General features: G+C 42.2%; 16 protein-coding genes. 5 read left to right on the top strand and 11 right to left on the bottom strand.

Annotated features, from left to right (window positions below; genetic code table 11):
* Nucleotides 1-38 precede the first annotated feature (38 nt).
* The 8 genes from IE164_RS18145 to IE164_RS18110 form a co-directional block, all read right to left on the bottom strand.
* Nucleotides 39-3,302, bottom strand: a complete 3,264-nt coding sequence (locus IE164_RS18145; RefSeq protein WP_189631698.1) for an RHS repeat domain-containing protein — start codon at nt 3,300-3,302, stop codon at nt 39-41.
* A gap of 2 nt (nt 3,303-3,304) precedes the next feature.
* On the bottom strand, nt 3,305-4,066 hold the full coding sequence (locus tag IE164_RS18140) for a helicase associated domain-containing protein (protein ID WP_189631697.1): 762 nt from the start codon (nt 4,064-4,066) through the stop codon (nt 3,305-3,307).
* Nucleotides 4,056-5,162 (bottom strand): hypothetical protein, encoded by a 1,107-nt coding sequence (locus tag IE164_RS18135; RefSeq protein ID WP_229838771.1) that lies wholly within the window; start codon nt 5,160-5,162, stop codon nt 4,056-4,058. The genes IE164_RS18140 and IE164_RS18135 overlap by 11 nt, the downstream gene beginning before the upstream one ends.
* A gap of 167 nt (nt 5,163-5,329) precedes the next feature.
* Entirely contained in the window at nt 5,330-6,385 is a 1,056-nt protein-coding gene (locus IE164_RS18130; protein WP_189631696.1) for a hypothetical protein, read from the bottom strand.
* Nucleotides 6,386-6,731: 346 nt separating this feature from the next.
* On the bottom strand, nt 6,732-8,153 hold the full coding sequence (locus IE164_RS18125; protein ID WP_189631695.1) for a hypothetical protein: 1,422 nt from the start codon (nt 8,151-8,153) through the stop codon (nt 6,732-6,734).
* A gap of 221 nt (nt 8,154-8,374) precedes the next feature.
* On the bottom strand, nt 8,375-9,142 hold the full coding sequence (locus IE164_RS18120) for a succinate dehydrogenase/fumarate reductase iron-sulfur subunit (protein WP_189631694.1): 768 nt from the start codon (nt 9,140-9,142) through the stop codon (nt 8,375-8,377).
* 26 nt (nt 9,143-9,168) lie between these two features.
* Nucleotides 9,169-11,178: a fumarate reductase/succinate dehydrogenase flavoprotein subunit gene (locus IE164_RS18115; RefSeq protein WP_189631693.1), complete on the bottom strand. Its 2,010-nt coding sequence runs from the start codon at nt 11,176-11,178 to the stop codon at nt 9,169-9,171.
* A 10-nt stretch (nt 11,179-11,188) separates the two neighbouring features.
* Complete coding sequence (locus tag IE164_RS18110) at nt 11,189-11,878, bottom strand: succinate dehydrogenase cytochrome b subunit (RefSeq protein ID WP_189631692.1); 690 nt, start codon at nt 11,876-11,878, stop codon at nt 11,189-11,191.
* A 310-nt stretch (nt 11,879-12,188) separates the two neighbouring features.
* On the opposite strand from IE164_RS18110, the gene IE164_RS18105 reads away from it, so the two are divergent.
* The 4 genes from IE164_RS18105 to IE164_RS18090 all read left to right on the top strand — a co-directional run bounded on the left by IE164_RS18105 (nt 12,189) and on the right by IE164_RS18090 (nt 17,591).
* Nucleotides 12,189-15,056: a T9SS type B sorting domain-containing protein gene (locus IE164_RS18105; RefSeq protein WP_189631691.1), complete on the top strand. Its 2,868-nt coding sequence runs from the start codon at nt 12,189-12,191 to the stop codon at nt 15,054-15,056.
* Nucleotides 15,056-15,457: a thiol-disulfide oxidoreductase DCC family protein gene (locus tag IE164_RS18100; RefSeq protein ID WP_189631690.1), complete on the top strand. Its 402-nt coding sequence runs from the start codon at nt 15,056-15,058 to the stop codon at nt 15,455-15,457. Before IE164_RS18105 ends, IE164_RS18100 begins: the two co-directional genes overlap by 1 nt.
* Nucleotides 15,458-15,499: 42 nt before the next feature.
* Nucleotides 15,500-16,372 (top strand): ACP S-malonyltransferase, encoded by an 873-nt coding sequence (fabD, locus tag IE164_RS18095; protein ID WP_189631689.1) that lies wholly within the window; start codon nt 15,500-15,502, stop codon nt 16,370-16,372.
* A gap of 361 nt (nt 16,373-16,733) precedes the next feature.
* Nucleotides 16,734-17,591: an alpha/beta hydrolase gene (locus IE164_RS18090; RefSeq protein ID WP_229838770.1), complete on the top strand. Its 858-nt coding sequence runs from the start codon at nt 16,734-16,736 to the stop codon at nt 17,589-17,591.
* A gap of 12 nt (nt 17,592-17,603) precedes the next feature.
* Here IE164_RS18090 and IE164_RS18085 read toward each other — a convergent pair whose 3' ends face one another.
* Both IE164_RS18085 and folK read right to left on the bottom strand, forming a co-directional pair.
* Nucleotides 17,604-17,981 (bottom strand): hypothetical protein, encoded by a 378-nt coding sequence (locus IE164_RS18085; protein ID WP_189631688.1) that lies wholly within the window; start codon nt 17,979-17,981, stop codon nt 17,604-17,606.
* Between the two features lie 263 nt (nt 17,982-18,244).
* Entirely contained in the window at nt 18,245-18,739 is a 495-nt protein-coding gene (folK, locus tag IE164_RS18080; protein ID WP_189631687.1) for a 2-amino-4-hydroxy-6-hydroxymethyldihydropteridine diphosphokinase, read from the bottom strand.
* Nucleotides 18,740-18,813: 74 nt separating this feature from the next.
* Here folK and bioB point away from each other — a divergent pair, with 74 nt between their 5' ends.
* Nucleotides 18,814-19,917, top strand: coding sequence for a biotin synthase BioB (gene bioB / locus IE164_RS18075; RefSeq protein ID WP_189631686.1), 1,104 nt, complete (start codon nt 18,814-18,816; stop codon nt 19,915-19,917).
* Nucleotides 19,918-19,954: 37 nt separating this feature from the next.
* On the opposite strand, the gene IE164_RS18070 is transcribed toward bioB, so the two are convergent.
* On the bottom strand, nt 19,955-20,557 hold the full coding sequence (locus IE164_RS18070; protein WP_189631685.1) for an outer membrane beta-barrel protein: 603 nt from the start codon (nt 20,555-20,557) through the stop codon (nt 19,955-19,957).
* Nucleotides 20,558-20,634: the final 77 nt, after the last annotated feature.

Below are 20,634 nucleotides of genomic sequence, written 5' to 3'. Positions count from 1 at the left end.
ACCCCTGTTGCATATCTTATCTTCGTGTGTGTCATTCTCTAATTGTTTGTGGTGTTGGCATTTTGCTGATATACGTACTCGTTCTTCTTTAAAATATTCCCGCTATCATCCCTTATGTACTTTAACCTGTTAAACCCATCATACTCATAATAGTTGGTCAACCCATTAGGACTAGTTATGCTGGTAACACCTACTAAAGGATCGTATGTGTAGGTCGTAACCATGGCTTTTGGAAAACCTTGGCGCAATAGCTGGAGCTTATCTCGTAGGTTATCCTCGGAATTCTGAGACGTCTCATTAACGGTAGCAGCCACTGCATTGTCTATCAATGTTTGTTGGGCACCAGAAATAGTGTTGGGCTGACCAACTGTAAAAGTGGCATTCTCAATCATGGCAACAGGATATTCTCCATTATAGCCCCAAACGTAAACTATTTTAGTACCACCTGCCTTAGACACTTCCTTTAAGCTTCCATTGGAATAATAGGCACTGAAAACAATACGATCCTCCAGGTTATTTGACCCCGTGGTGTTCTTTATAAATTCAGGCATTACAACATTTGAATACCACTCCTTGAAGTCATGCTTTTCTGTATTGAGTTCCTCTCCCGGGTCTATAACAGCATCTGTATCTACATCAACAAAAGTCCTGCGCTCAATAGTCTGCGTCAAGCGATTTTGGTTAATCAATGCTATGATTGCCGTATTCGGGTTTCCAATATCTTGAGGGAATTTGGTTACGTTGAAAAAGTGACGGCCATTGCTGTCAATAGTTCTGATCCGTGTTGGCAGCAAATGTTTTGAATTGTCATAAAAATAATCACTACTTGTCGTAACTGAACCAGAACTATAGTAGCTGGTATTAGATTCATTAGCTAAAGCCTTCCAACCGCCAAAAACCTGATAATCGACCATTGTTTGGGCTGTCCAAGTATTTGGAGCAATTTCACTGATAGTTAAGTTACCCCATTTAATTGCAAATGAAGATTTTGGATATTCCAGTGAACTATCAAAGGCTACACTAGTAAAAGTCATGTTCTTTTCCTGTACTTTCTCAAAACCAGTTTCAACCTTTTTAAAGTCTCTCTTTTTAATGAGTTGCCCCCGTTCTAATTCAATGCTTTGATCGGGTGGATATGGGAAACCATAATGTTGAGGCTCATCCTTTGCGTTGGAGTAATGGTATTCACTGTAGCCGGTTTCATTCACATTATCAGTTTCTTCAAAAACGGTACTATAACCAACATAGGAGCCAGAATGGCTTACTTGTTGAATATTACTTACCGATCTTACCCTAAGCAAGGTAGACCTATCAACCCCACTTTGTGGAGGAGTAGAATTCTGATATGTAACTACTTCTGAATACCTAAAGTTGGGAATACTGAAAACATCTCCTGATGACTCAGTCGAATTATACTCTTTAGTATACTTATACCTTCTGACAATAGGCTGGGTAGCAGAGTTTGCATAATTTCTTATTTCTTTGATCCTTAAACCTCCTGCATAGCGGTTTCCGTCTTGGTAGTTTACGATTTCCTGCCAATTGGCCATAAAGATAAAGTCACGATAATTGGTATTGGGGCTAGGTTGATTAAAAGAAGCCGTCATTGTATAAATTCCATTGGGCAAATAGAATGATGATCCTTGAATTTGTATATAGTAAGTTGGACTAGAGGCAGATGTTACGGTAAAGTAGGCGCATGGATTTGCCCCTCCGCTCAAATCGCATCCTGGGTTTTGTATCTCAAAGCTCACAGTGGCTCCTCCATTCGGGTTGTTGTTGTTCAAGAATGGTTCTGGCGGATTATTTATTGTAAATGTCTTTTGAAAAGAATTGGTTGCAGGTAAGGTTTCTTCTGCATCAAAATATTCGTCTCCTGCAATAATTTGACCGCCTGAACTATACTGAGGCTGAAGATCGCTCGTAAAAGCAACATTATTTTCAAAAACAAACTCAGTATACCCTCCTGTTGGGTAGGTCATTTTCTCAAGGATTCCAAAATCTGAATAATCCGGGTTCACACTTCTGTTTGCACCTGCAATTAGATTGTTCGAATTGGGAAGGTAATATGAAGGAATCAGGTCTGAATTGGACTCACTTCCGTTATAATAACCCCAGTAGTCTTGTGCAGCACTATATCTGCACGCAGGCAAATAACTGTCGTTATATTCAAACAAGTAGGACAAGCTAATATTTGAATCATCATTGGATACTTGTTCCAACTTGTCTAGAAACATCCAAGTCTTACTTTGGGTATCGGCATTATAGCATGCAGTTCCAGCACCACTGTTACCTGTTCCTTGTTTATAACTAAAGGTGAATTTATGCTGGGCAATCAATTGTTGATAATTATCATGAACGGAAACATTATTCAAACTATAACCCCCATTAATATCTGCCCTGTATGAGCTAGTATTCTTATTGAATTTCACATAACCGTTTTTGAAAATTATCTGATCTATAACTTTTGCATTGGTGGTATTAATTGTAAGAGTACTACCATTATCTGACGGATAACCGTTGGAAAGACCACTTAGGTAATGGTACTTGGTAACCACATTTTTTGTCTTTTGAATCGGGCTTTCGTTTAAATAAGTGAACTGTATATTATCTTTTCCAGAGGCCGAAATCATAGAAGAAGCATACCAAGTGGTAGTTATTAGAGCAGATCCACTGGGAATAGTTTCCCTTTCATCGAATATAAACTTGGTTCCATCTTGTGTTGTCAGCGTAAAAACATGTCCACTTCTTGAGATTTTCAAATTAGACTTAGGAAAGGTAATGAAAGCATCTACCTCCTGATTATAAAAGAATTTCCCACTTTCCCCTGGCAAGCTGTAGCTAAAAATGTCTGGCTCTGAATCAGCAACCCCATTGTACAAATCCTGTCTGTATGACTGAAATGTAGTGTTACTCTCATCTAAATTCCAGAGTTCCTGTACAGTTTTTCCGCTGTACTTTTCAAAATACCCACCACTCTCATCGGGAATTCCACGTACACTTCTAGAGATTGAGGGAATTGAGCTTAAAGACCAACCTAAACCTACCCAGGAAGCAACGCTTTCTACCTTATTGCCCCCTGCATGATAACTTAAGGAAAGAGGAAGAGAAAGCTCACCTGATTGAATAGTATATATTGGTATTTGTATGTTTGGAGTACCTGTGAAATAGCCCACCGGTATTTCTCCATATTTTACAATGGAGGCTGCATTTGGACTCAAAGGAACGATTTTTGGTAAATCTTGTGCCGGGAGGCCGATGGCTACAAAAAAAAGCAGGGTGATTTTATAAATGACTTTCATAATTAGTTGCCTGTGTTTTCGAGTTTTTCAATTCTTTCAGTTAGTTGTTTGATCAGTTTTTGTTGTTCAATTGTATAAAGCGTCAACTCCTCTATCTTCTCTAATAGCTTTTGTTGGATTAGCCCCAGATCCTGACCATTGGCTTCTACTTCCTTAGCGGTGGGCACATTGGGAAGGTGGCCGTTTTCCTTAATGAAGGCTTCTAGCTCAGACAAACTTTTGAGCTGATATTCATTTGCAAATACATAATCTGGGAATGAGCCGGGAGCGGCAGAGACTTTTACTTTCTTGGATTCTAAGCACTCATTGATAATTACATCACCTGATGAGTTATCTATCGTCAACCTGGTTGTCCCATTGGTTTTAAGGATTAAATCACTTTGATTGTAAGAACCAAATTCTCCACTATTGGATATTATTGGCTTACTAAAATAAAATGCTGATCTATCTGTATAGAAGTTCATCCAGCCATCAGTGACAATGGTTAGATTCCCAGGTGTAAAGCTTAACGTGAGACTGTTTGAATTATAGGTTGAAATACCACTATTGAATACCACTTCCTTATCAAAATAGTATTTAGCACGGTCTGTATAGAAATTCATCCAAGAGTCTTGTATTAGATTTAAATGCCCCAATGAGTTGCCATAGTTCAACTTTATAGAACTTCCATCATTACTGCTAATGTTGGTACCATTGCCAATGCTTACTTGACTCAGTGCAGGTAAACAGATTGTCAGATAAATGAATACTAATCTAATTCTCATTATTGCCTAATTTCTTCAACTGATCTAATGCTTCTCTTAATTGCTTTTTAATTTGGTCATTCTCATTTTCAACTTCCTCCAATCGAGAGAGGCGCTTTTCTTGATTGAGAACATAAAGTGTCAACTCCTCTATCTTCTCTAAGAGCTTTTGTTGAATGAGGCCCAGGTCTTGTCTTTCTTCCTCTATTTCCTTGGCTGAAGGAATTCCAGGTAAATGACCATGCTCCTTAATGTATTGCTGAAGTTCATCTAAAGACAGTAGAGGGTGCCCATCGGAAAAAACATAATCAGGCCAAGCCCCCTCTACCTGAACTTTTACCTTTTCCATTATGGCATCTCCACCAACAGAGAGCTTGTAGCCAGAAGGTAAATTGTCTGTTCCTACCGAGAGCTCATCCAAACTATTGGGCATAATACCCAAAAGCTCAGCAATGGTTGGTTCATTGCCATTCACTTCATCTATGCGGGGGGCATAGAAGTATTGTCGATCGGAGGTATTTGAATCGTAATAGAGGTATGAGCGGTGTCGAAGGCTCGATGTTGAGGTTTGAAATTTGAAATCAGTGATATTTACCACCTTTTTGCCAGTCACTCCATCATAAACCCCACCATAATTCTCGGTGCTGTTATCACCACTGCCATGAACATAGCCAACAATCAAATACCATCGATCTAATGTTGGGGGGTCACCTACCCAGAAATAAGCATTGTTGTTTACGGAACCGTCCAAATTCAAAACATGACTCCCGCCCCCAGTGCAACCAAGGTAGCTATAGCCATTATTGGAATTGGTCTTCTTAATCCAAACAGACACTCTATATTCCTTTGAATGGTCAATAGCATAATAATTAGAGTCCCATCCTCCACTTGTCCCCCCCCCTGCATCTGGACTTGCCTTCCAAAGAATCACCCTGTTTCCATGAGGACCAATGCCCCACTCTCTTGTGTTTTCGGATGTTGAACCATTTTGACTGAAGCCGGAAGCGCTACCAGAACCTATAGTCCAGCCATTTAGGTCAAGAAGGTTTTGTGCATAAAAATTGAATGGAAGGCTTAATAGTAATAAACAGGCTAGGGATTTCAGTGTGTGTTTCATTGTTTGAAATTTACCTAAAGTATTAAGTATTTCGATTATTTACACATTAATCTTTCTTAAATCTTACTTTCAAATTCATTATGGTTAAAGTAAAAAAAATAAGCTTAATCAATTATATATGTAAACAACAAAAAACTACATCCGAACAACTGAGTTTATGACCATTCCTAATTGTTACTTTTTAGCTTTTCTAATTCAGCGGCCTGGCTTTTTATGGTCTTTTCCATTTCAATCATGTGAAGCGTCAACTCTTCAATCTTCTCCAGTAGCTTGAGCTGTAAATCTCCAACATCCTGACCATTGGTTTCTATTGCTTTGGCATTGGGAATATTGGGCAAATGGGAGTTTGCTTTGATAAATTCTTCCACCTCACTTAAAGACATCAAATTATAGTCTATAGCAAATACATAATCAGGAACTGACCCCGGGGTGGCAGTGACCTTGACCTTCTTGGATTCTATATCATTATCAACTATCATTTTGCCAGTAAAACGGCTTGCGCCATTTACATCTAGCTTGAAAGAAGGATCAGTATTTCCCGTACCTATCCCTACATTCCCACCATAGGGGCTTAAAGCTATGTGCCAAGAAGCGGTTGAAGAACCATTGGTAGTTTGCATTGTGACAGTTGCTCCTGTACCTGCTTGACCAAAAGCTAGTCTTGTGGAGTTCTGACTATTTGCTTTTATGCTAAAAGCTGATCGGCTAATTACTTCCGATAAAGAAGTAGTGTATTGCGTCTGAGGGTTTTGGAGTTCCAAAAAACCTGAGAACCTGCCTGTTCCGTTTACATCAAGCTTATACGCAGGGGATTCCATACCAATCCCAACATCTCCTGTATTATTCATTACGAAGTCCACTACGCCATCTTGAGCTTCCCCGTTAAGTCCTAAAGAAGGTGAAGTCATACTAACGCTAGCTCGAATAATGGCAAAGCGATTTGTCTTAAAACCGTTTGTCAATAGATATCTCCTAGCCGATGAAGTCCAGCTTTGGTTCGCATAAAACATGATTCCACCATAGTTGCCATAATAGTTTGTATCGGAATGAAGAAGGGACAGCCCTGCAACTATATTGGTTCCTGTGTTAGGATTGCCAACTGTTATGTCACCTAACCAAGAAGCCTTCTTTACCGTCAGCCTTCCGTTGATAGTTTCATCTTGTGCATTTGAGTGTAAAAAAGACACCATTAAACTGGTGATAATGAGTATACTTGCTCTCATGTGAGTTTAAATTGAATAGTTAAAAACTGAATACAGATAATTCTTCAAGATAGATATTATCATTGTTTAAATAGTACTCTCACATATTTTTTTATAAACAAAAAAATCCAAGAAGCAAAAGATTTTCAAATAAACTATTTCAACTTTGATTAAGCATGATATGAGCTTGGAAAAAGGATTCTCACCAAAGGGAAGAGTCAGCCGCGGAAAATACCTGTGAGTGTAGATACAATCTATACTCAGTTTGGGGAAACCCCGTCCTAATGTGGGTGAAGTTTAAGGATTTCGATTAGGCAAATTCTGTCAAGGACGCATAGCAAAGAGCCTGCGAATGCAGGCCTTTTAATCATAAAGCTTTCCAAATCTTATACTTATGAGTATCTCTTTGCTGATACCCTATATAATAGGCCCCATTCATTTCAAATAGAATCCTTCCATTCAGAAATGCCTCTTCTTTTAGGCTTTTGTCGCTCTCTAAAAAGTCATTTAACTTATCGATATCTCTCTCCACATCAATACTACCTAGGCTTTCAAGAGTTTCAGGATCTAATTTAACTCTGTAAAAATAAGTCACTCCATCTCCAAAAGAATAGAAACTTGGTATATACATTGGAGCCATACCGTTATATCCACCAACCCAAGTTCCTCCTCCTGTCTGGGGCGGCACATAAGATCCTATAGTTAATTCAATGAAACTCCCTCTATCTGCAACCACAATACCAGCCTGCCCCTTTCTTATTTTGCTCATAATCTTTTTTGGCTTGTCGTAGCTCTTCTCTGTCTTGGCAAGCAGAGATAACGCTCCTTCCTGATAAAGGATATTCGGTTTGATTCTGCTAGTTATTTCTTCAGAGACGCTGGAAAAACTCTTAATGGGACTAAGGTTGTCTAAATCAAGAATATCCAGCATTATCGCATCTTCGTTAATACCTACACTGAATATCATATCATTGTGTATGAATGAATTGGCAGAAAAACGCAATCCAGAACTAATAACTCTAGGCATAAAGGTCTCTTTCAATCTTGAATAACCTTCTACTTCTGGTTCAGTTGTAAATGTTAAAATTCTCAAATAATCTACGGAGTTCTCCTTCCCATCAATGGTAAGTATTAAACCTCCTGAATTACTTGTAAAAAACTTATACTTTTCATGAGTATTATAAATGCTGTGTTCAGCACTTTTATCCATTCGCTCCATAGATACTGAACCTGTTGAAAAAAGGCCTGAGCCCTTCCTGAAGAGCTCAATATCACTTTCAGACAGTTTATAGCTATACTCGGACAGGTCATCACCTTTTGACGATCTCAGTATCTTCAAAATCATATTATTCTGATCAGAACGGATGCTAAAGACTTCATTATCTAAAACAAAATTCGCAAATGAATCCAAGCCGTCATTTGAAAGAGGGTAAACACGCTCATATGTATCGAATGTTGTTTTGTCTATTTTTACTTCATTCATAAACCAACCAGAATCTTGCACTTTTCGGTAGACAAAAAAGCTCTCATTTGTCTCCCTGACACCAATAAAATTGGTTGACTTAAATGGAGCAGGTAACGTAATTCTTTTAACAAAATCCAGATTCTCGTTAAGCAAAACAACCTCCGTAGCTTTCTTAAGCTCAAAGGAGAGAAGCACTCCTTCTTCTAGAACTTTAACATGTGCATCGGATATCGATTTATCCAGATTGAGTGGTAAATCGACCATGTATTGTCCATTGCATAAAAAAGAAGTATAAATACCGAGTAGGAAGAGTAGTGCACGCATATTGAAAAACTAAACTCAATTATAAGTTTAGTTGTACACAGATAAAAACCAGCTACATAAAATATTTATTATTAAACCATAAATATTCTTTTTCTTCGATAGCCTTATAGTATAATCCAAATTTTGGTCAACTAAAAAAGCCTCTTCCAGAAATCTGAAAGAGGCTCTAACTTTTAATGCGAACCCAATATTAGGGTTTGAGATTTGAGACTTTAAAGAAACTATTCCCCTTTTAAGGTGGCGTTCAAATACTCCCTGTTCATTCGGGCAATATTCTCAATAGAAATTCCTTTAGGGCATTCCACTTCGCAGGCTCCGGTATTGGAGCAGTTTCCGAAACCTTCTTCGTCCATTACTTTCACCATATTTCTTACCCGCTCCTTGGCTTCTACTCTCCCTTGAGGAAGAAGAGCAAACTGCGATACCTTAGCTGAAACAAAAAGCATGGCTGAGGCATTCTTACATGAAGCCACGCAGGCCCCGCAGCCTATACAGGTGGCCGCATCGAAAGCTTTGTCTGCATTTGCCTTTTCTATAGGAATAGCATTGGCATCTTGTGTATTCCCTGAAGTGTTTACACTTATAAAACCACCGGCAGCCATAATACGATCGAAAGCAGAACGGTCTACTACCAAATCTTTTATGACAGGGAAAGCCTTAGCTCTCCAAGGTTCAATGTAAATGGTATCTCCATTCTTAAACTCTCTCATATGTAACTGACAGGTAGTAATTTCTCTACCCGGCCCATGTGCTTCTCCGTTAATGTACATTGAACAGCTACCACAAATACCCTCACGGCAGTCATGATCGAAGGCTACCGGTTCTTTACCTTCCTCAATAAGCTGCTCGTTCAATATATCCATCATCTCAAGGAAAGAGCTATCTGGTGAAATATCAGAGACCTGATAAGTTTCCATCTGGCCTTTTTCCTTTTGACTTTTCTGTCTCCAGACTTTTAGTGTAAGGTTTAATCCTTTATTGGCTGACATATTTCGTATATCTAGGTTCTAAATAATTATTTGTAGGAACGGGTTTTGAGCTCAATATTCTCATAAACCAATGGTTCCTTATGCAGTACAGCCTCAGAAGGCTCTCCTTTATATTCCCATGCAGAAACATAGGTGAAGTTGGCATCGTCTCTCATGGCTTCTCCATCTTCTGTGCTATACTCTTCTCTGAAGTGACCACCGCACGACTCATTTCTGAGTAGTGCATCTCTGGCAAATAGTTCACCTAATTCCAGGAAATCTGCCACACGGCCTGCTTTTTCAAGCTCCTGATTTATACCATCAGGCGAGCCTGGTACTTTCACGTCTTTCCAGAACTCTTCTCGAATTTCCTTTATTTCTTCTATGGCTTCTTTAAGTCCTTTTTCGTTTCTGGCCATACCTACCTTATTCCACATTACCTTTCCGAGTCTCTTGTGGAAGTGATCGACCGACTTAGAGCCTTTGTTGTTTACAAAGAAGTCTATCCTGTCTTTCACAGCCTTTTCAGCTTCATCGAACTCGGGAGTGTCAGTCGGAATTGGACCGGTCCTAATATCATCGGCCAAATAGTCGCCAATGGTATAAGGCAGCACAAAGTAACCATCAGCCAAGCCCTGCATAAGTGCAGAAGCCCCCAAACGGTTGGCTCCGTGATCGGAGAAGTTGGCTTCTCCTATGGCATAGCAACCCGGAATAGTGGTCATCAGATTGTAGTCTACCCAAACGCCACCCATGGTGTAGTGTACAGCCGGGTAAATCTTCATTGGGGTTTTGTACGGGTTGTCGGCCGTAATCTTCTCATACATCTGGAACAGGTTTCCATATTTCTTTTCAACTACCTGCTCGCCCATTTGTCTTATCTGCTCTTGGCTGGCATCGTGAAGTCCCTTTACATTGGCCTCCTCTTGTCCATAACGCATAATAGCCGAAGAGAAGTCCAAAAACACAGCCTCACCGGTTTCATTGGTACCTACACCATAGCCGGCATCGCATCTTTCTTTGGCAGCTCGCGAAGCCACATCTCTGGGTACAAGGTTACCGAATGAAGGATATCTGCGCTCCAGGTAGTAATCTCTATCTTCCTCCGCTATCTTAGTCGGGTCCAGTTTACCTGCTCTAATCGCCTCTGCGTCTTCCTTCTTCTTAGGCACCCAAATTCTTCCATCGTTTCGCAGCGATTCAGACATAAGGGTTAACTTAGACTGTTGGTCGCCATGCTGGGGTATACAGGTAGGGTGAATTTGTGTAAAGCAAGGGTTAGCGAAAAATGCTCCCTTCTTATGCACCTTCCAGCTGGCCGATACATTAGAACCCATGGCATTGGTGGAGAGGAAAAACACGTTTCCGTAACCTCCTGAGGCTATTACAACAGCATGAGCCGAATGCCTTTCAATTTCTCCGGTCACCAGATTTCTGGCAATAATTCCGCGGGCTTTTCCATTCACAATCACCAGATCCAGCATTTCATGGCGATTGTACATTTTTATCTTTCCTTTACCAATCTGCCGCGACATGGCCGAATAGCACCCCAACAGCAACTGCTGGCCTGTCTGACCTTTGGCATAAAATGTTCTGGAGACTTGTACTCCACCAAACGATCGGTTGTCCAACAGCCCACCATAATCGCGGGCAAAAGGAACCCCTTGCGCGACACATTGGTCTATAATATTGGTTGAAACTTCGGCCAAACGATACACATTAGCCTCTCTTGAACGATAATCTCCCCCCTTTACCGTGTCGTAGAACAAGCGGTATATTGAGTCTCCATCGCCCTGATAGTTTTTAGCGGCATTAATACCTCCCTGAGCAGCAATGGAGTGTGCTCTTCGGGGCGAATCCTGATAGCAAAATGCTTTTACATTGTATCCCAACTCGGCCAAGGTAGCAGAGGCCGATCCTCCGGCCAAACCCGTTCCCACCACTATAACATCAATAAGTCTTTTGTTGGCAGGGTTTACCAGCCTGATATTATTCTTATGCTTGGTCCACTTTTCTGCTAAAGGACCTTCTGGAATTTTTGAATCTAGTTTAGTCATTCTTCCTTACTTAGTGTGAAGTTAAATGATGGAACAAGGCAATGAAGATAAAGCCTGCCGGAATGGCAATAGCATATATATTACCTAATTTCTTTATAGCGGGAGTATATTTGGCGTGTCTTGCTCCCATCGACTGGAAGGCCGAAGCAAAGCCATGTAGCAGGTGCATAGAAAGCAACACAAAAGCCACTACATAAATACCCACTCTCACAGGGTCGACAAATTTGTGAACCAGCTCTTCGTAGTAGCGAAAACTACCATCGGCCAGCAAACCAGACATATCGCCCTGAACATATTTTACATTTATTTCCGGAATCCAGAAATCATAAAAATGTAGCCCCAAAAATGCCAGCACCACAGCTCCTGAAACAATCATATTTCTGGAGAACCAGGTAGAATTGGCAGAGCCTTTATTCATGGCATACTTTACTTCTCTGGCGTTACGATTTTTAATTTCCAACACAAAACCCATTACAAAGTGATACACCACCGCAAAAATCAGCACCGGCTGCAGTACAAATTGCACCAGAGCGTTGGTACCCATAAAATGAGATATCTCATTGAAGGTATCTTTGCTCAAAACCGAGATGAAATTGATTGTGAAGTGTTGTAACAAGAAGATCATGAGGAATAGGGCTGAAAGCGCCATGGCAAACTTTCTCCCCACTGAACTACTAAAGGTATTTTTTACCCAACTCATTTAATTTCAATGGTTAAAATTCCGGTCAAAATTACAGTTCAAACGTTACCAAACAAAAGCAAATATGCTTGGAACAATTCTAAATAACAGCAACAACCCGCTAACATAGTGTGATCATACTTTGTTTGCTACTTAAGAAAAAAGTGGAGAGAATTTGCCTTAAAACTTAAGCCTGGTGACATTGCACCCAAAACAAGTGGGGTTAAAGCCTCCCTTAGGTGTGATATTACAACCTAATGACAGTTTTTTGTGTTGGAAGATATAACTTAGTGACCCTGGCGCGTTAAACTTCTTAGGCCAATAGAATCTTATGCTACGAAAAATATTTGTGCTCCTATTGCTCACTTTCCTGGCTACGGAAGCCTGGGCAACTCATATTAGAGCTGGTGAACTAACAGCAGTAAGAATATCACAGTCCAGCTTAAGATATCGCTTTACCCTGGTTATTTACCGCGACACGGAATCGTCCATTCAAGTGGGGTCGAATGGCATTATGAACTTTGGCCAGGGTAGAATTATCAGAGACAAGCCCGCACTGGAAGCCGCCTCGGTAGAAGGCCGGTTCATTATTACGCCCATTGGCCATCAGACCGAAAAAGTTACCATTTCCTGGGAACACACCTTTGATGGACCGGGAGTGTTTGTGGTGAGCTATACCGAAGAAAACCGAAATGGAGGAATCATTAACCTTGGAGGAGCAACCTCCGACAGTATTCCTTTCCACATCGAAACCGTTATCCGTATCGATCCGGGATTGGATGTAAATGGCACCCCACAACTAACCATTCCGCCAATAGATAGAGGCTGTGTGGGAGCACGATTTATCCACAACCCCGGGGCCTATGACCCGGACGGAGACAGCCTGGCCTACAAAATGGTTGTTCCCCTGCAAGACCGCGGCACGGAGGTTATTCCTTATCTTCCGCTAGACGACCCCAGCATAAGCAAAATCCGAGAAGATGGAGGCACCCCCACCAACTTTAGTATAGACCCAATAACGGGAGATATGATTTGGGATGCACCGGAGTTTGCCGGTGAATACAACATTGCCTTTATCATAGAAGAATGGAGATATTCTGAACTCACCGGGCGCTATGAACTGCTGGGCTACGTAACCCGAGACATGCAGATTCTCATAGAAGATTGCGACAATGAAAGGCCATTGCTCGAAGTTCCGGCAGACACCTGTATTGAAGCAGGCCAACTGTTAGAAGCTGTTATTCGTGGAACCGACCCCGACAATAACGACATCCTCGTAGAGTCTTTTGGTGGGCCATTTAGAGTAAATTCATCACCCGCTCAGTTTTTTAACCTGCCCGATATGTCTCAAGACAGAGACTTTAGGCCGCAACCTGCCGAATACCTTTTCAAATGGCAGACTAACCTTTCGCACGTTCGAAGAAGACCATACGAAGTACAGTTTAAAATTACTGACGATCCGTTTGACCCGGATGCCCCAAACCTGACCGACTTTAAACGTTGGAACGTTACTGTGGTGGCACCGGCACCCAAAGGCCTCACTGCCAATATTGTCACCGGGCAGTCTATAGAGTTAAATTGGGACAACTACGTTGGAGGCAACCTAAACCCGAGAATCGAAATTTACCGGAGGGTAGAGAGCTACGACTTTCAGCCCGAACATTGTAACGTGGGCATACCGGCCAATTCCGGCTACGAACTCATTGACGATGTAGCCGTAAGCGAGACTTCGTATCTGGACGACAATGACCTTCGGCCCGGAGTTAATTACTGCTACCGCATTGTGGCAGAATTCCCTTTGCCTGAAGGCGGAACGAGTTACGCCTCTGCAGAAGTGTGTGTAACCATACCGCTCGATGTGCCAACCATAACCAATGTTTCGGTAGAAGCCACAGACAACACCAACGGAGAAATGTATGTGCGCTGGACCTCGCCATTAGAAATAGACCAAACCCTTTTTCCCGGCCCCTATACCTATGAGCTAATCCGCTATACCGGCCAGAATGGAGGCAGCAACAGAACCCTGCTCACTTCTACACAAGACACTGTGTTTACCGACACCGGCTTAAACACCAAAGACCGACCCTATCACTATCAGGTAAGGTTCTATGATGCAGGAAACAACCTGATTGATAGTTCTTCTACGGCTTCTTCCGTATGGCTCGATGCCTTTGGCAATGTAAAGTCCATAGACCTCTCCTGGACGGCCGATGTGCCCTGGTCCAATCAGGTGCAAAGCAGCCCCTACCATCTTATTTACAGAAACAGAACAGATGCCGCGGCAGAAGATGTAGACAACTTTGTGCTCATAGACAGTGCTCTGGTTACCTCACAAGGCTTGAAGTACCACGATGATGGCAGCTTTAATGGTATAGAATTAAAAGAAGACCGAGAGTACTGCTATTTTGTGACTACCCGGGGTAGCTACGGAAATCCCATTATTCCGGCTCCCCTCATTAACGACTCTCAAAAAATCTGTGTACAGCCCAATGATGAAGAGGCACCAGAAAAACCAATCATAGACAAAGACCCCGATAATGGCAAAGAAATCATTGGACCGGACGGACCTCTGCTGATTGTTGACAATGAGAACTGCGACAGGCTAAGTACTGAACCTTGTGGTTTTGCCAACTTTACCAATACGCTTAACTGGACCGTTCAAGACACACAAAACGATATTGCCCGCTATAACATTTATTATTCACCAACCGGTGCCGAAGCCGACTATGAACTGGTGGGAACAAGTACTCAAACCACCTTCCGACACACCGGTCTTAACTCTATAAAAGGTTGTTACAAAATTTCGGCACTAGACCGAAGCAATAACGAAAGCGAACTGAGCGATCCTATTTGTTTTGACAACTGTCCATACTACGAACTACCCAACACCTTCACCCCTAACGGTGATGGTATCAATGATACTTTCAGGGCTTTTGACCAACCTAATGGCAAATGTCCGCGATTTGTAAGCTCGGTAGAGTTCCGGGTATTCGACCGATGGGGGGGCACAGAAATATTCAATTATACCACCCGCGGAACAGGCGAGCCCAACCTATTTATTGACTGGGATGGACGCGACAAAAACGGTGTGGAACTGCCTAGCGGAACTTACTATTATACCGCCACTGTTACCTTTGACGTATTGGATCCTTCAAAAAGGAAACAAGAGTTTAAAAACTGGGTAAAAATTATTCGATAGTGCAAAAAGACATTCTGCTTTTTGATGGGGTATGCAACCTTTGCAACAGTTCGGTCAATTTCATTATCGACCACGATCCAAAAGGTCATTTTAGGTTTGCCGCACTACAATCAGATTTTGGTCAAAAAAAGCTGAAAGAATTAGGCTATGATCAGGCCGAATTTGATAGCCTTGTGTTGCTCTCAGGTGGCAAGGTTTACAAAAAAAGCTCTGCAGCCTTGCGCATTGCCAAAAAACTATCGGGCCTATATCCTCTGCTCTATATCTTCATAATCATTCCGCCATTTATAAGACACGGGGTTTACGACATAATTGCCAAAAATCGCTATAAATGGTGGGGTAAAAGAGACAGTTGCCGCATGCCCACCCCTGAGCTAAAAGCACGCTTTGTTGAGGCCTAAGGATTTATCCTTAATTTTGTTCCCCAAATTAAATCACAGTATATGAAAGCATATGTTTTCCCAGGTCAGGGAGCACAATTCCCCGGAATGGCGAAAGACTTATACGAGTCTTCTGAAGAAGCTAAGAGACTATTGGAAAAGGCCAACGAAATTCTAGGCTTCAGAATTACCGACATTATGTTTAACGGTACCGATGAAGAACTGAAACAAACCAAGGTAACCCAACCGGCCATTTTCTTACACTCCGTTGTATTGGCCAAAATCTCCGATTCATTTAAGCCCGATATGGTAGCCGGTCACTCTCTGGGAGAGTTTTCGGCACTTGTGGCCAGCGGAGTACTTTCTTTTGAAGACGGCCTAAAGCTGGTGTCGCAAAGAGCCATGGCCATGCAGAAGGCCTGTGAAACAAACCCTTCTACCATGGCGGCCATTCTGGGTCTTGAAGATGCCGTAGTAGAAAAAATATGTAATGATATTGACGAGGTTGTCGTTGCTGCCAACTACAACTGTCCGGGCCAATTGGTGATTTCCGGAAGCCACAAAGGTATAGAGCTAGCTTGTGAAGCGGCCAAAGAAGCAGGAGCAAAAAGAGCCCTTCCCTTACCTGTGGGGGGCGCGTTTCACTCACCCTTAATGGAACCCGCTCGCGAGGAGTTGGAAAAAGCCATCGATTCGACCGTATTTAATAAAGGAATTTGCCCCATTTATCAGAACGTTACAGCCAAAGCTTCTACAGACATTGATGAGATCAAAGAAAATCTCAAAATTCAGTTGACTGCCCCAGTGCGCTGGACTCAATCTGTTCAGGCAATGGTGGCTGATGGAGCCACCCAATTTATTGAATCGGGGCCGGGTAAAGTGCTGCAAGGTCTGGTGAAAAAAATCCACAGAGAGGCTGAGGTAGATAGCATCTAGTTTGACCTTAAGAAAAAACCCAGAGAGGGTGTCACAAAAATCGTTTTAGCTTCATTCTGAAGAGCTGTCAGCCAACCAGCAAATTTTGAATGATGTTTTCTTCGATCTTTGTGTCACCTTTTTTTTTGTAAACCAATAGCCTCCCTCTGCCTTTCACTTCTCAAAGGCTTAACAAAAAAATCGGCCCATTCTGTCCTTCCGCTCATAACATGTCTATTGTGATTGACTTGCCTTTTCTGGAAATTCCTGATCAGCCTGTGTGTTGTTTGTAAGAAAAAACTCCATTGGGAAAAATAGGCCGCATTTGAAGTTTGGCCCTCCCTTACAACGACCTCAGGTAAATCCATCAAAATTAAAACTTATGAAAACGCGCTTCATTATCATCCTCCTTTGCATTGCCGGATGCCTTTCGGCACAAACCGGCAAAGTATTCGACAACCTATCCATGAAAAGTGAAATACTTAAAATGGACCGAAAGTTTGCCATATACCTTCCTCCCGACTACGAAACTTCTGAAAGAAGCTACCCCGTATTGTATCTGCTTCACGGAGCAGGAGACGATCAGACGGGTTGGGTGCAGTTTGGCGAAGTATTGCGAATTACCGATCAGGCCATAAAAGACGGAACTGCCACTCCAATGATTATTGTAATGCCCGATGCAAAAACCGGCCAAATGGGCTACTTCAATGTACCTCAAACCGACTGGCGTTATGAAGATTTCTTTTTTGAAGAACTGATGCCCTATGTAGAAAACAACTATAGAATAAAGAAAGAAAAAAGATACAGGGCTATTTCCGGACTTTCTATGGGAGGCGGAGGCACTTTTATGTATGCTATGCATCGCCCGGACTTGTTCTCTTCTGCAGCACCCCTGAGTGCCTATGTGGGCCCATTATCTTTAGAACAGTTTAAAGAGCAGGTAAAACGCATGAACCTCAAGGCCTCTGATGAAGAAATAGAGGCCTATTTCAAAAGACACAATGCCATTTCTTTAATAGAAGATGGGGATCCTAAACAAATTAGTTCGGTGCGGTGGTTTATAGACTGTGGTGATGACGACTTTCTTTATGAAGGCAACAGCCTGGTGCACATTGCAATGAAGAAAAAAGAGATACCGCATGAATATAGAGTTCGCGATGGAGGACACACATGGACCTACTGGCGTGAATCTTTGCCTGTTGTACTTAAGTTCGTTTCAGACGCATTTCATCAGTATTAGACACAGAAAGCCTTATGCTGCACTCCAGAGAACTTCTTTGTAGTCGGTCGTAAGGCTTTTCATTTCTATGCGCATAGGAAACAACCTGATGCTCACTGTAGCTTGCACTCCGGGGAAGTCGTATGCCGATACCTGAACCCCGCGCTCGTCTTCTTTCAACGAAAAGTACTCCAAAATATCCTTGATCTCATCGTCCGGACAGAGCTCATCATACACTTCAAAAAGCCTGTCTCTGAGTCGCGCCCCATGGAGTCTATCGAAAAATAGCTGAAGAGCCTCAAGACGCTTGGCAAAGTACGTTTGCATGGCCAGGTGAGAGGTGTCTTTCATTTTTTTTAGTGCCTTATACTTTTTAAACACATTGTAAAATTCCTGATCTCTTTGTTCCATAGTCGTATCGTTTTATGCTTCAATCTACTATTTCACTTAGAATCAATGAGTTAAAAATCGATAACTGAACATAAGTTATCGACAACAGGAGTACATGAGTAGATAGGTTGCAATGAATTGGCCTCACCCTACAGAAGAAAGAGTAAAGCAATAGCACCTGTATCTTTAATTTGGGGCTGAAACAAGCCTCCACTCCCGTTGCTCATAGCATTGCCGTAACTCAACAGTATTGGGGTGACAACCCTTTCTGAAAAACCTGTAGATTACCCCTGCTGTGGTGCAAAAGCCTTTACTTCAAGAGTATCAGGGCAATCGTTCAGCAGTTCGTGTTGGGTCTTTTGGAGTTCAGGATGAACAAAATCAGGGGCTATCTCTACCAAAGGGATTAAAGTGAATCTGCGATCGGCAATTCCCGGATGCGGCAGCGTAAGATCGGCCTCTTGAAAAACCAAATCGTTGAAGTATAGTAAATCAATGTCAATGAGTCGTTTACCCCACTTCTCATAACGAACTCTACCCATTTCATTTTCTATTAGCTGAGAAATTTTGAGTAGTCTTTGGGGCGATTTAGAAGTTTCTACCTCAATTACCTGATTAAGAAAATCTTCCTGATCTTCGTTCCCCCAGGCCGCTGTTTCATAAATCTCCGACTCCTTTTTTATGGTAATCCCGTGGCTTACAATCATTTCCCTGGCTCTTTCCAGGTTCTTAGCCCTTCTCCCAATATTTGATCCTAACAAGAGGTAAATTCCCGACATGGCTGCAAATATAGGGTTTGTTATTGGAGTTGAGGTTGCCCCTAACTATTTTGCCAACTCTTAAGCAAGAATACATGAGTGAACTAAGACACGACTGGACGAAAGAGGAAATTCTTGACATCTATAACAGACCACTGCTCGACCTGGTCTATGAAGCTGCCACTATCCACAGAAAATATCACAACCCAAACGAGGTACAGGTTAGTACCCTGCTATCCATTAAAACCGGAGGATGCCCCGAAGACTGTGCTTATTGCCCTCAGGCTGCCCGATACCATACCGATATTGAAACCAACGACCTGATGTCGGTAGAACAGGTGAAAGCCCAGGCACTACGAGCTAAAGCCTCAGGTTCTTCTCGGGTATGCATGGGAGCTGCGTGGAGAAACGTGGAAGACGGCCCTGAGTTTGATCAGGTTTTGGATATGGTGCGCACCATTAACTCCCTTGACATGGAGGTATGCTGCACCCTGGGCATGCTCACAGAAAATCAGGCACAACGATTGGCCGAAGCCGGTCTATATGCCTATAATCATAATCTGGACTCTTCTGAAGAGTATTACAAAGAGATTATTTCTACACGAGGGTGGGAAGACCGGCTGGAAACCCTTAAAAATGTTAGAAAAACGAATGTTACGGTATGCAGTGGCGGAATTATAGGCATGGGCGAGTCTATTGAAGACCGTGCAGGCATGCTGGTGGCTCTTTCATCGCTGAGCCCTCACCCGGAGTCGGTACCAATTAATGCCTTGGTTTCCGTAGAAGGCACCCCACTGGAGGAGCAGGAAGTTGTGCCTATTTGGGATATGATCCGCATGGTAGCTACCACACGAATTGTTCTACCTTCTACCACCGTGAGGCTTTCGGCCGGAAGAACGGAAATGAGTAAAGAGGGCCAGGCTTTCTGTTTCTTTGCCGGAGCAGGGTCTATCTTTGCCGGAGACAAACTACTTACCACTCCAAACCCAGATGTAAACGAAGACATGGAGCTCTTTAAAATTCTGGGCATTAACCCAATGAAACCCTATGCAAAAGGAGCCAAGCCGCAACCGCTACCTGTTGAGGAAACTACTCCTCCGGAGGGCGAAAAAGTAAAATGGAGCCGACCGGGTCACAGAATTGAGAAGAACGTAGAAGCCACCAAAAAGGCCAATAAAAAAAGAAAGGAAGCCATATAGGCTTCCTTTCTTTTTGGGTTCTTTTATAGTATAGGATTTATTTCTTACCACTCACTAGTTTTAGGCCTACGGAAAACACCAACATCTTTTGGCGTTGATCTGACTCGAAACCTAGTACACTTTGCTTATTAATATCTTGCAAAGCACCATCATACTTTAAGTCAAGTGCAAAAAGGTTGAGCAAGTCCATGCCTACTCCCACCTGATAACCAACCGTTGCTTTACGATAGTTGTCGCTAATGTCTTGAATGGTTCCATTCAGGTTGCTCTCTGCTTTAGTAATGAAATTGAACGAAGGCCCTACCTGAAGTCTTAGGAAAAGCAGTTTTACGCCAAAATTGAATGGCACATTAATTTGGTTGAAGTCAAGATCGGCCCGCTGATTATTATTAGAAATAGTTGCCTGGGTATCGGAGAATAGAATTTCCGGCATTAGCATAACCGACTTGCGAATACCAATACGGGCAAAAACCCCAAACTGATAGCCAAACTCTGCATCGCCAGACTGGGCATTGTTCACATTTTCAGAAAGTGAAAGTTCTGTAGATAGCAAACTGAATCTGGGGCCAAAGGCTCCATTTTGAGCCAGTGCCAAATGAGAAATAAATGCTAAGGCGAAAATCAAAGTAAACTTCTTCATAGTCACAAATTTTATCGCAATTACGGTAGAATCTTCAAAAGGAAAAAGGCTACTCGAAAAGCCACAAATCTAAAACG

This window comes from Roseivirga thermotolerans (genome assembly GCF_014653175.1).
GTDB classification, from domain to species: domain Bacteria; phylum Bacteroidota; class Bacteroidia; order Cytophagales; family Cyclobacteriaceae; genus Roseivirga; species Roseivirga thermotolerans.
Note: the sequence above shows the minus strand (reverse complement) of the source record. Positions and strands in the feature narration are given on the sequence as shown.